Source organism: Streptomyces sp. C1-1 (assembly GCF_050214755.1).
Classification (GTDB): domain Bacteria; phylum Actinomycetota; class Actinomycetes; order Streptomycetales; family Streptomycetaceae; genus Streptomyces.
This window is the reverse complement of sequence record NZ_CP189826.1, coordinates 9,321,903-9,333,376: the sequence shown is the minus strand read 5'-3', so window position 1 is coordinate 9,333,376 and position 11,474 is coordinate 9,321,903. Positions and strand designations below refer to the sequence as shown.

Here is an 11,474-nt window from a genome sequence, read left to right as displayed (position 1 = left end):
TTCCTTCCGACAACTCTCTCCCGAGTGACGCCGTGACGGCAAGGGGCCACGGGGAAACCACCCGGAAGGGGACATGGGTGGCGGTCGGCGGCGTCCCGGAGGGATCAGTTCGGCCCGGCGGCGGCCGCGTAGGACTCCCAGCGGACCTCGGGCCACAGGTCGGCGGCGAGTGCGAGCAGCCTGGACGGCTGGGGCCGCAGGCCGGCGACGCGCAGCAGGCCGCCGCGTCCGGCGACGGAGTGGTCGACGGTGCGCAGGAGGTGGAGCAGCGACGAGTCGACGAAGTCGACGCGGGCGAGGTCGAGGGTGAGATGCCGGACAGTGAGCGGCAGCCGGGCCGCGGCGCTCTCGATGGCGGGCCGCGCACGGTCGTCGATGTCGCTGTCCACGGTCAGGGTGGCGGTGCGACCGCCGGGGCTCAGTGAGACACGAGTGCCCATTGTTTCGGGCCCCCTCTCCATGGGGGTTGGTGGCCGTCGCGACGGCCGCTGGGCGGCTCCACCGTGTCACGTGGCGGAGCCGCGCGTCGAACGGCTCATGAGGATGCGAGGCATGACGTGGGCATTCAGGGGTAATCGCGGTTCCGCGGTGCACACCGCTCGCCGTAGTACGCGCTGTTGTTGGAGGTAGACGTGTCCGTTGCCCACAATCCCCTGTCCGTCGAGGTCAGCCTGCCCCGTGAGGATGTGGCCCTGATCACGGTGCAGGGTTACTTGGACGCCGACACCGCGACCGAGTTCCAGCACCATCTCGCCAACCAGCTGCATCACGGTCGCCGGCACTTCCTGCTCGATCTCTCGGAGGTGCCGTTCATGGACTCGTCCGGGATGAACATCATTCTCCGCGTCTACCAGCAGGCCCGTGAGCTGCCCGGCAGTGTGCACATCATCGCGCCGACGCCCGCGGTGCGGCGGATTCTCGACCTCACCGGAGTCAGCATCACAGTCCCGGTGTCGGAGAGCACGGAGGAGGCCCTTGCCCTGGTCGACCAGCCGCAGTCCTGACAACTGTTGCCGTTTGACAACTGTGGGTGCAGGCAAGAGAGTGGGCTCGCACGTGGGCGGGAGAGATCGGGATGAGACGGGGTCAGGCGGTGACGGCGGCGGACTCGCCGTCGTCGTGGATCTGTGCCGCCGCGGCGGCACAGAAGGCCTCCAGCCCCCTCAGCAGGGCGGATCGCCGGGCGGCCGGCATCTGTTCCAGGACGGACTGCAGTGCGCTCTCGCGACGGACCCGCAGGCCGGTCAGGAACGCCCGGCCGCGGCGGCTGAGATACAGCTCGAGCTCCCGTCGGCTGGCGGTGGCGGCCCTGCGCTCGACGAACCCCACGGCCTGCAGCCGGTCGCACAGCCGGCTGGTCGACGGCGGGGTCGAGCCCAGCGCGTCCGCGAGCGTACGCAGGTTGATGCCTTCGTTGTGCTCCAGGATGAACAGGACACGCAGCTGGGAGGCGGAGACCGGTGCCGTCGAGGCCCGGCCCCACAGGACCTCAAGAAGCTCGGCCGCCTCGGAGGTCACACGCGCCACCTCCTGGGGCTCCGGGCGCGGGTGCGAGATCGTCACCCGCACACCTTCTCAGGCTTGCCCGCCGCTGTCAGCCCGCCCAGGTGCGCGGCGCACGGGACCGGGCGCGGTCCGCAGGGAACGGGTGACGCCCTCGCGGCGTCACGGACGCGACGGCGCGCTCTCGCACGGAATGGCATGACGGACGACGTGAACAGACTCGTGGCCGCCGGGCGCGCCCTGCGCACCGCGGCTCCGCACCGACTGGCGGCGACCGTCCGCGAAGTGCTGTGCGGTCAGTACGGCGCCGAGAACGTGGAGTTCCTCATGGTGGACTACGGGCTGAAAGTGCTGCAGCCCGTGTCCGCGACGGCGGACCCCGCCCAGGCGGTGCCCGTCCACGGCAGCGCGGCGGGACGCGCGTTCGGGGCCCAGCAGCCCTTCGTGATGGAGGACGACGCCGGGCGGGCCTGGATGCACCTGCCCGTCACCGTGCGCGGCGACCGGCTGGGCGTGCTCAGCGTCACGCTGCCGCCCGGCGCGCGGCCCGAGGCCGACATGGCGGAACTGACCGAGCTGGCCCAAATCCTGGGGCACGAGGTGCTGGTGGCCGAACGCGACACCGACGTCTACCGGCGGGCCCGGCGCAGGAACCGGCTCACGCTCGCCGCGGAGATGCAGTGGCAGTTGCTGCCGGCTCGCTCCTCCGCCGGGCCGGAGTACGCCCTCGGGGCCCAGCTGGAGCCCGCCTACGCGATCTTCGGTGACAACTTCGACTGGTCGGTGTCGGCCGACCGGCTGCTGCTGTACGTCACCAACGGCATGGGCGAGGGCATGGAGGCCTCGCTGCTGACCAGTCTGGGGATCAACGCCCTGCGCAATGCGCGCCGGGCCGGCATCCCGATCGCCGACCAGGCCGCTCTGGCCGACCAGGCGGTGTACGCCCGGTACCGGGGCCAGGCACACCTGTCCGTCCTGCTGGTGGACCTCGAACTGTCCTCCGGACGCGTGCGGGTGGTGGACGCGGGATCGCCGCGGATGCTGCGCCTGCGGGACGGAGCGGTGACACCCGTCCCGCTCGAGGCGCAGCTCCCGCTCGGCATGTTCGAGGAGACCGACTACACGGCGCAGGAGTTCCGGCTGCGGCCGGGCGACCGTCTGCTGTTCGTCAGCGACGGGGTGCACGCGGTCGCCGCTCCGGGCGGTGAACCGTACGGAGAGCGCGCCCTGACCCGGGCCGTCACGGCCACGAGGCTGCTGCCGGCCGCCGATGTGCCGGCCGCGGTTCTGCGGGAGCTCAGCGGCCATCGTGGCCGGCCGGAACCGGACGACGACGCGCTGGTGGTCTGTCTGGACTGGTTCGGCAAGCAGCCGACGGGCGTGTGAGCCCCGGACTTCTGTAACGACACGGGCTCGTTACAGTTGTCGCCCGGCAATGGTTTGCGTCGCCCCGGCCGTTCTGCGGCCGCCGCGGTCCACGCAACGCGGACGACTCGGAAGAGGAGAGAGCAGGTGCCGGAACACCAAGCGGCAGTAAGTCAGGGAACGTCGGCTCGGCAGGTCGGGGAGTTCCTGTACCGCCATCGCGAACGCATCGCCCAGCGCTGGGCCGACGAACCCCTGTTCCGCAGCGTGTTCACGGTCTCGCGGGACGAGGCCGTGGAGGCGGCGCGGGCGGTCGCCGAAGCACTTGCCCGGGTGGCCGAGTCGGAACGCGTGCACGACACGGACGCCACCGGCTTCGTCGTCGTACGGGAACAGCTGGCGCGTATGGCCGCCGCACGTTCGCGCGCCGGGGCCTCCATGGCACAGGTGTCGGGCGAGGTGGAGGCCCTGCGCCCGCCCGTGGCGAGTCTGCTCGTCGAGGAGTGCGCGGACCTGCCCGCCGACGAGGTCCGGGAGTACGCGACCGCGCTGACGGTCCTGATGGGGACGCTGCGGCTGGTCGTCCTGGACACCGCCCTGTCCGAGGGGCAGGCGCTCATAGAGCGGCAGCAGCTCCAGCTGCTGGAGGTGGCGACCCCGGTGATCAGGCTGTGGGACGGCGTCGTGGCCGTACCGCTGATCGGGACGCTCGACAGCGCGCGCAGCCAGGTGGTGATGGAGACACTGCTGGAGGCCATCGTCGAGCAGCACGCGCGTTTCGCGATCCTCGACATCACCGGCGTGCCGACGGTGGACTCGCTGGTGGCCCAGCACCTGATGAAGACGGTGGCGGCCGCCCGCCTGATGGGCGCGGAGTGCGTCGTGTCGGGCATCCGCCCCGCGATCGCGCAGACCATCGTCCATCTCGGCCTGGACCTCGGCACGGTGATCACCCGGGCCGGCCTCGCCGACGCGCTGGCCTACGCGCTGAACGAGCTCGGCGTGGGCATCGTCGCACCGGCGCCCGGAGGTGCGGGGGCGCGATGAGCGACCGACTCCAGCACGGCGTCACGAGCCATGTGCCGGTACTCCGCCTGGGCGAGGTCCTCCTGGTCACCCTCCAGGGCGACCTGCACGACAGCGACGCGCAGCGGCTCCAGCAGGACATCTGCGAGGCCGTCGCGAGCAGCGGGGTCACCGGAGTGGTGATCGACATCTCCGCCGTCGAGATCGTCGACTCCTTCCTCGGCCGGGTGCTGGCCGAGATCGCGGCCAACGCCTCGCTGCTGGCCGCCCGGACGGTGGTGGCGGGCATGCGGCCGGCGGTCGCGATCACCCTGGTGGAGCTGGGGCTGACCCTGCCGGGGCTGCGCACGGCCCTCACCACCGAGGCGGCCGTGGAACTGCTGACGCACCACCACCCGGCGGTCGGCCGCGGCAGGTTGCCCCAGGAGCACGGTTGATGCCCTCGTCCACGGCCGTCGAGGCGAGCCTGCCGATCCACTCGGAGATGGATCTGGCCTGGGTGCGCCAGCATGTACGACAGGCCGCCGCTCGGCTCGGCTTCGGTCTGGTGGCGCAGACCAAGCTGGTCACGGCCGCCAGTGAGCTGGCCCGCAACACGCTCGTGCACGGTGGCGGCGGCCGCATGGAATCGGCGGCGGTGACCCGCGGACAGGCACACGGCCTCCGACTGGTCTTCTCCGACGAAGGGCCCGGCATCGCCGACCTGGAGCGGGCGCTGGCCGACGGTTACACCTCGGGCGGCGGACTGGGCATGGGCCTGGGCGGCGCACGGCGCCTGGTGCACGAGTTCGCCGTCGACAGCGCACCCGGGTCGGGCACGAAGGTCACGGTCGTCTGCTGGGTCACGCCTCCGCCCCGTCCCTGCGGAGGCCCGTGATGCCACGCGTATGGGACGTGCCGGTCCACGACCCCACCCGGCTGCGCGACGCCCGGCTGGCCGTGGCGGAGGCCGCGGACGCGGCCGGACTCGACGAGACCCGGACGGCGGACGCCGCGCTGGTGGCCACCGAACTGGCCACCAACCTGCTCAAGCACGCCGACGGAGGACGGCTGCTCCTCGACGTCGTCCCTCCCCCGGAACCGGTGGAGGGCGGCGGCCCGACCCGGTTCGTGCAGATCACGGCGCTGGATCACGGGCCCGGCATCGCCGACGTACCGGCCGCCCTCGACGACGGCTTCACGACGGCCAGGTCGCTGGGCGCGGGTCTGGGCACCTGCCGGCGCGTCGCAGACACATTCGCCCTGCACAGCACACCCGGCCGGGGCACGGTGGCACTGGCCCGAATCGGTCCCGGCGCGCGCGGCGCCGCGCCCTCGGCCTGCGGGGTGCGGGCCGGCGGGGTGAACCTCCCCTACGGCGGGGCCGAGCACTCCGGCGACGCCTGGACCTGCGTCCGGTCCGGTGACCGGGTGACGCTGATGCTGGCCGACGGCCTCGGGCACGGCCCCCTGGCCGCCCACGCCTCCACGGCGGCGGTCGACGCGCTGCGGCGGTCGGCCCACCTGTCTCCGGCAAAGGCCCTGGGCCGGCTCGACGCCGACCTGCGCGGCACCCGGGGCGCGGCCGTGGCCGTCGCCCAGGTCGACACCGTCGCCGGGACGCTCCGCTTCGCCGGGCTCGGGAACGCGAGCGCCTGGCTGTGGGAGGACGGCGCCTGGCACTGCCTGCTGTCCCACCCCGGCATCGTCGGCGTCCACCGGCCCAAAACCCTCGTCGACCGGCAACGGCGCTGGGGCGGCGACCGGGTGCTGCTCCTGCACAGCGACGGCCTCCCCGGCCGCCGCACACCGCCGTCCGCACCGGACCTGCTGTCGGCCGACCCGGCCGTCATGGCCGCGGTCACCCTCCGCGACAGCGGCAGCGCCGCCCGGCCGCCCCGCGACGACACCACCGTGGCCGTTCTGTCACCGGCACCGCGGGAGGGCCGATGAAGCGCACCTGGCGGATCGACACCGTCACCGACGCGGCCCAGGCCCGCATCGCCACCGCCCGCCTCGCCGCGGCGTACGGTCTGACGCCGCTCGAACGCACCCGGCTGACGACGGCGCTCAGCGCGCGGCTGCGGCAGTGCCTGGCCAAGGGCGGCTCCTGGCGGCTGACGCTGCACGTCACCGCCGCCGAACAGGCGCAGCTGCACGTCACGGTCACCTCCTCGCATCCCGCCGAGCATCCGCCGTGGCGGACGGCCGTCGCCTGCGCCGCGCAGCCGGTCGCGGACGACGGGGTCGCGGCCGGGTCCCCGGCGGATCTGGCCGAGTCGCTGATGGGCGCCGACGAGGACACGGCGCTGCTGCTGGCCAAGCTCACCGAGCAGGAGCAGCTGGTCGCCTTCCACCGGGAGGAACTGCACCAGACCAACCAGGGTGTGCTGGCCCTGCACGCGGAACTCGACGCCGCCGGGCAGGCCCAGCAGAAGGCCTTCGCGGCCGAGCGCAGGGCCCGTCAGGAGGCCGAGAGCGCCCGCCGGCGCCTGACGTTCCTGGCCGACGCCAGCGCCGCCCTCACCTCTTCCCTCAACCACGACGAGATCGTGCGCCGGCTTCCGGAACTGCTGGTGCCGGAGTACGCCCGCAGCGTCGACGTCTGGCTCTTCGACGGCGGCGACGACCGGCGCCCCCCGGGGCCGCGTCCGGCCGTCGCCGTCCTCGCGGCCCGTACCGGACGCCCTCAGTACGCGGCCCGCGAGCCGGGCCTCCTGCCCGGCGTCGACGACCAGCCGCCCTCGGCGCTCGACCCCGAACAGCCGCTGCTGTGCCTGCCGTTGCCCACCCGCAGGGCGCCGCTGGGCGTCCTGACCCTGACACCGCCCGGCGACCGCTGGGAGCCGGACGACGCGGTCATGCTCATCGAGTTCGCCCGGCGCGCCAGCATCGCGATCGACAACGCCCGGCGCTTCGAGCGCAACCGCGACATCGCCGAGACGCTCCAGCGGGCCCTGCTCACGGACCTGCCCGCCACACCGGGCCTCCACCTGGCCGCCCGCTATCTGCCCGCCACCCACGGGCTGAACATCGGCGGCGACTGGTACGACGCCTTCCCTCAGCCCGACGGCTCCCTGATCGCCGTCATAGGCGACGTCACCGGGCACGGGCTGCACGCGGCCGTGATGATGAGCCAACTGCGCACCGCCCTGCGGGCGTACGCCGTGGACGGCGGCAGCCCCGGCACCCTGCTGACCCGGCTGCACACGTTCCTGCACCACCTCCAGCCCGACCTGTACGCCACCGCCGTCATCGCCCGTTTCCAGCCCGGCCGGCCCACTCTCACCTGGGCCGCCGCAGGTCACCCGCCGCCGCTGCTGCGCACCCCCGACGGGCAGGTGCACACGCTGGACGCCAAACCGGGCGCCATGCTGGGCATCCCGCTGCAGCAGCGGATCGACGACCACACGGTGGACCTCCCGCCCGGGTCGACGCTGGCCCTGTACACGGACGGGCTGGTCGAACGGCGGGCCGCGGGGATCGATCCCGGGATAGCGCGCCTGGCGACGTCGCTCGGCGGTTTCCGGCCGGACGAGCTCGAGCGGGACCTGGACGGCTCGGCCGACCGCATCCTCGACCCCCTGCTCGTCGACTCCGAGCGCGACGACGACGTGTGCCTGCTGCTGTGCCACACCACGGAGGGCTTCGTCTAGGCGCGGTCCGGTCATCTCCCTTCGGCACGGTCCGGTCATCTCCCTTCGGCACGGTCCGGTCATTTCCTTCACCTTTCACCCGGTGCGTTTCCGCCCCCGCGGGGGCAGGGTTGTCCCGACGCGTTCGTCTGCCTGCCGCGCCCGGCTGGCGGTACGGCTCAAGGCACGGTGGGATCGATGTGGTGCAAGCAGAGATCCAGGGCAGGCGAAGGGCGTTGGAAGTGACCGCCTGGAGCCGCAGAGAGGGATGAAGAACCGTGACACGACCCAGGATCCTGGTGGTCGGCGCAGGTTTCGCCGGCGTGGAGTGCGTGCGCCGTCTGGAGCGGAAGCTCGCGCCCGACGAGGCCGACGTCACCCTGGTGACGCCCTTCGCCTACCAGCTGTATCTGCCCCTGCTGCCCCAGGTCGCCTCCGGGGTGCTGACGCCCCAGTCGATCGCCGTCTCCCTGCGCCGCAGCAAGCGGTACCGCACCCGGATCATCCCGGGCGGCGCGATCGGCGTCGACCTGAAGGCGAAGGTGTGCGTCATCCGCACCATCACCGACCAGATCGTCAACGAGCCCTACGACTACATCGTGCTGGCGCCCGGCAGCATCACCCGCACCTTCGACATCCCGGGGCTGACCGACAACGCCTTCGGCATGAAGACCCTCGCCGAGGCCGCCTACATCCGCGACCACGTCATCTCGCAGCTGGACCTGGCCGACGCCAGCCAGGACCCGGCCGAGCGCGCCGCCCGGCTGCAGTTCGTGGTCGTCGGCGGCGGATACGCCGGCACCGAGACCGCGGCCTGTCTGCAGAAGCTCACGCACGCCGCCGTCAAGCGCTACCCGCGCATCGACCCGGCACTGATCAAGTGGCACCTGATCGACATCGCGCCCAAGCTGATGCCCGAGCTGGGCGACAAGCTGGGCCGCAGCGCCCAGAAGATCCTGGCGCGGCGGGGCATCGACGTGTCCCTGGGTGTCTCCGTCGAGAAGGCGGGCCCGGAGGAGGTCACCTTCACCGACGGCCGGGTGGTGCCGACGCGGACCCTGATCTGGACCGCCGGCGTCGTCGCCAGCCCGCTCATCGGCACGCTCGGCGCGGAAACGATTCGCGGGCGGCTCGCGGTGACCGCGGAGATGTCGCTGCCGGGCGAGGACGGGGTGTTCGCGCTCGGCGACTCCGCCGCGGTGCCCGACCTGGCCCAGGGCGACGACGCGATCTGCCCGCCCACCGCCCAGCACGCCATGCGGCAGGGCCCGCAGGTCGCCGACAACATCATCGCCACGCTGCGGGGCCGGCCGATGCAGCCGTACCACCACAAGGACCTCGGCCTGGTCGTCGACCTCGGCGGCACGGACGCCGTCGCCAAGCCGCTCGGCATCGAACTGCACGGTCTGCCCGCCCAGTTCGCGGCCCGCGGCTACCACTGGGCGGCGCTGCGCACCAACGTGGCGAAGGTCCGCGTGGCGACGAACTGGACGCTCAACGCCATCGCGGGCGACGACTTCGTCCGTACCGGCTTCCAGGCCCGCAGGCCCGCCAAGCTCAAGGACTTCGAGTACACCGACGCCTACCTGAGTCCGGAGCAGGTACGGGCCCAGATCGAGGGTTCGCGTCCCGAGCAGAAGTGAGGGCGGGTGCCGGCCTTCCCGGCGGGCCGTGTCATGCTGGATACGGATCTTGAGGTGAAGCGGGAGTGAGTACGGCGGCGTGAGGGCAGCGGTGGGGTCGGTCCGGGCGCGTCTGCGCGATCTCGTCGCTGCCAACGACCCGGGCCTGCTGCGCCTTGCCGCGGGCCTGCGGACGGTCGGGGCCATCGCCCTCACGCTCGCCGTGCTCGGCCTGGTGGGAACCGACGTACGCCATCTGGTGGCCGGTGCCATCGCGGCGATGGTCTCCACCTTCGCCATCCGGGAGAAGCAGCGGTCGCGGCAGGCCGTGACGCTGGCACTCGGCCTTCCGGTGGCCCTGGCCTCACTGACGCTGGCGGCGGTCCTGAACTCCCGCGTGGGCGGTGACGTCGTCTTCGTCGCGCTGATCTTCTGCGCCGTCTACGCCCGCCGCTTCGGCGACCGCGGCACCGCGCTCGGGCTGATCGGCTTCCAGGTCTACTTCATGTCCCTGTTCGTCGGCGCCACCGTCTCGGCCCTGCCGCAGCTGTACGGGGTGGTCGCGGTGGCGTTCGCGAGCAGTGCCCTGGTGCGTTTCGTACTCGTGCCCGAGACGCCGGCGGGCATCCTGGCCCGGCTGCGCGAGGCCTTCCGGGCCCGGCTGGCACAGCTGGTGACCGCGCAGCTGGAGCTGCTCGACGCCGGTCCGGAGGAGATCGACGGGGCCCTCGCGGACGTCCGTGACGGGACCGCGCGGCTGCACGAGACGGCCATGATGATCCAGGGCCGGCTCGAGGACGGCACCGACGACGAGGCCGTGGCCCGGCTGGTGCAGCGCCGCATCGCGGACGCCGAGATCGCCGCCGAGCGCCTGGGCCTGCTGCTGCTGACCGCGCGCAGCGCCGAGCGGGCGGACACCCTCACCCTGCACCTGCCGGGCGCGCCGGCCCCGGAGGGCGGCCTGCTGCCGGTGCGGGAGGAGTCGACCACCACACTGCGCCGGGACCTCGAGGCGCTGCGCATGCTGGTGCTGCGTCCGGTATCGGCCGACACCGGGACCGGTCTGGCGCAGGTGCGCAACCGGCTGCTGGGCTACCGGGACGAGGAGAACCTGCCGAAGGCCTCATCCGCCGTCCAAGACGTCTTCCGGGGCGTCGGTGAGGCGGCCCGGGCGGTGCTGGGGCTGCGGATCGCGCTCGGCGGGGCCCGGGACGAGGCGGACGACTCCCCGTCGACGGCGCGCTCGCGCGAGGAACTGGACGCCGAGGACGCGGCGATCGACGGCGGCGAGGAGGCCGCCGAAGCCCCTGCCACGGGGTGGCAGCGGCCCACCACACGTGCCGCCGTGCAGGTCGCGGTGGGCTCGTCCCTGGCCATCGTGGGCGGCGAGTTCCTGTCCAGCCAGCGCTGGTACTGGGCGGTGCTGACCTGCTGGATCGTGTTCATCAACACCGCCTCGACGGGCGAGATCCTGGTCAAGGGCTACCGGCGGCTGCTGGGCACGGTGCTCGGCGTCGTGGCCGGGCTGCTCCTGGCCGGCCTGGTGGGCCATCACACCTGGACGGCGTTCGCGCTGGTGCTGCTGTGCGTGTTCGCGATGTTCTACACGGCACCGCTGTCGTACACGCTGATGTCGTTCTTCGTCACGGCGGCCCTCGGCGTGCTCTACACGCTGCTGCACACCTACAGCCTGTCGGTGCTGGTGCTGCGGGTGGAGGAGACGGCACTCGGGGCGGCCTGCGGGATCATCGCCGCCGCGTTCGTGCTGCCGGTGCACACCGACCGCCGTACCAACGACCTGCTGGGCACCGTGCTGGACCGGCTCGCCGAGGTCACGGAGGCGGCAATCGACCAGCTCAGCGGCGGGCCGCCGGACGATCTGCTGGACCGGGCACGGGATCTGGACCAGGCGCTGGCCGACCTGCGGGCCGCCACCCAGCCGCTCACGCACCCGGTCACGCCGCTGCGGACCCGCCGCAACACCGCCCGGTACGTCGTCGCCCTGCTGGAGACCTGCGCGTATCACGCGCGTTCCCTGGCCGCGATGGCCGAACTGCTGCCCACGCATCCCTCCATCGCGGCGGACCCGCGGCTGCGCCGGGCCGGGCAGCGCATTCTGGACAACATCGCGGCGATCGCCGCGCGCGCCGCGGACGAGAGGGCCTCGGCACAGGTCGAGACGGGCGCGAGCATCGCGTCCCTGCTGGAGTCCGAGCTGCCGGGCGTCTCCCGGTACGGGCGGATCACCGACCGGGTGCTCAGGCACCTTCAGCGGCTGGACGAGGCCGTGGTGGGCCTGGCCCGGCCGCTGAAGGTGCCCGTGGCGGCGCCGAAGCGGTGAAGC

Annotated in this window: 11 protein-coding genes; 9 read left to right on the top strand and 2 right to left on the bottom strand. The window is 72.9% G+C overall.

Features of this window, described 5'->3' with window-relative positions:
• Positions 1 to 104: 104 nt before the first annotated feature.
• Entirely contained in the window at positions 105 to 440 is a 336-nt protein-coding gene (locus tag ACQF4J_RS42470; RefSeq protein ID WP_351583422.1) for an STAS domain-containing protein, read from the bottom strand.
• Between the two features lie 192 nt (positions 441 to 632).
• Between ACQF4J_RS42470 and ACQF4J_RS42465 the strand changes: the two genes are divergently transcribed.
• Positions 633 to 1,004 (top strand): STAS domain-containing protein, encoded by a 372-nt coding sequence (locus tag ACQF4J_RS42465; protein WP_351583419.1) that lies wholly within the window; start codon positions 633 to 635, stop codon positions 1,002 to 1,004.
• An 82-nt stretch (positions 1,005 to 1,086) separates the two neighbouring features.
• Here ACQF4J_RS42465 and ACQF4J_RS42460 read toward each other — a convergent pair whose 3' ends face one another.
• The gene (locus ACQF4J_RS42460; RefSeq protein ID WP_351805598.1) at positions 1,087 to 1,569 is read right to left on the bottom strand and encodes a MarR family winged helix-turn-helix transcriptional regulator; all 483 of its coding nucleotides are present in this window, start codon (positions 1,567 to 1,569) and stop codon (positions 1,087 to 1,089) included.
• Between the two features lie 132 nt (positions 1,570 to 1,701).
• Here ACQF4J_RS42460 and ACQF4J_RS42455 point away from each other — a divergent pair, with 132 nt between their 5' ends.
• The 8 genes from ACQF4J_RS42455 (at position 1,702) to ACQF4J_RS42420 (ending at position 11,471) form a co-directional block, all read left to right on the top strand.
• Positions 1,702 to 2,889: a PP2C family protein-serine/threonine phosphatase gene (locus ACQF4J_RS42455; RefSeq protein WP_351583413.1), complete on the top strand. Its 1,188-nt coding sequence runs from the start codon at positions 1,702 to 1,704 to the stop codon at positions 2,887 to 2,889.
• A 126-nt stretch (positions 2,890 to 3,015) separates the two neighbouring features.
• Positions 3,016 to 3,915 carry an STAS domain-containing protein gene (locus tag ACQF4J_RS42450; RefSeq protein WP_351583410.1) on the top strand — a complete coding sequence of 300 codons (900 nt, stop codon included), beginning with the start codon at positions 3,016 to 3,018 and terminating at the stop codon, positions 3,913 to 3,915.
• Complete coding sequence (locus ACQF4J_RS42445; RefSeq protein WP_351583407.1) at positions 3,912 to 4,331, top strand: STAS domain-containing protein; 420 nt, start codon at positions 3,912 to 3,914, stop codon at positions 4,329 to 4,331. The genes ACQF4J_RS42450 and ACQF4J_RS42445 overlap by 4 nt, the downstream gene beginning before the upstream one ends.
• Positions 4,331 to 4,771, top strand: a complete 441-nt coding sequence (locus ACQF4J_RS42440) for an anti-sigma regulatory factor (protein ID WP_351583404.1) — start codon at positions 4,331 to 4,333, stop codon at positions 4,769 to 4,771. Before ACQF4J_RS42445 ends, ACQF4J_RS42440 begins: the two co-directional genes overlap by 1 nt.
• Entirely contained in the window at positions 4,771 to 5,826 is a 1,056-nt protein-coding gene (locus ACQF4J_RS42435) for a SpoIIE family protein phosphatase (RefSeq protein WP_427168188.1), read from the top strand. Before ACQF4J_RS42440 ends, ACQF4J_RS42435 begins: the two co-directional genes overlap by 1 nt.
• Complete coding sequence (locus tag ACQF4J_RS42430) at positions 5,823 to 7,529, top strand: PP2C family protein-serine/threonine phosphatase (RefSeq protein WP_351805594.1); 1,707 nt, start codon at positions 5,823 to 5,825, stop codon at positions 7,527 to 7,529. The genes ACQF4J_RS42435 and ACQF4J_RS42430 overlap by 4 nt, the downstream gene beginning before the upstream one ends.
• A gap of 257 nt (positions 7,530 to 7,786) precedes the next feature.
• Positions 7,787 to 9,151: an NAD(P)/FAD-dependent oxidoreductase gene (locus ACQF4J_RS42425; RefSeq protein ID WP_351583395.1), complete on the top strand. Its 1,365-nt coding sequence runs from the start codon at positions 7,787 to 7,789 to the stop codon at positions 9,149 to 9,151.
• Between the two features lie 79 nt (positions 9,152 to 9,230).
• Complete coding sequence (locus tag ACQF4J_RS42420; RefSeq protein WP_427168187.1) at positions 9,231 to 11,471, top strand: FUSC family protein; 2,241 nt, start codon at positions 9,231 to 9,233, stop codon at positions 11,469 to 11,471.
• The last annotated feature ends 3 nt before the right edge of the window (positions 11,472 to 11,474 follow it).

What these genes read in the sequence shown, in the direction of transcription:
- ACQF4J_RS42435 (WP_427168188.1), top strand. Translation starts at nt 4,771, where the DNA reads ATGCCACGCGTATGGGACGTGCCGGTCCACGACCCCACCCGGCTGCGC.
- ACQF4J_RS42445 (WP_351583407.1), top strand. Translation starts at nt 3,912, where the DNA reads ATGAGCGACCGACTCCAGCACGGCGTCACGAGCCATGTGCCGGTACTC.
- ACQF4J_RS42440 (WP_351583404.1), top strand. Translation starts at nt 4,331, where the DNA reads ATGCCCTCGTCCACGGCCGTCGAGGCGAGCCTGCCGATCCACTCGGAG.
- ACQF4J_RS42430 (WP_351805594.1), top strand. Translation starts at nt 5,823, where the DNA reads ATGAAGCGCACCTGGCGGATCGACACCGTCACCGACGCGGCCCAGGCC.
- ACQF4J_RS42470 (WP_351583422.1), bottom strand. Translation starts at nt 440, where the DNA reads ATGGGCACTCGTGTCTCACTGAGCCCCGGCGGTCGCACCGCCACCCTG.
- ACQF4J_RS42455 (WP_351583413.1), top strand. Translation starts at nt 1,702, where the DNA reads ATGACGGACGACGTGAACAGACTCGTGGCCGCCGGGCGCGCCCTGCGC.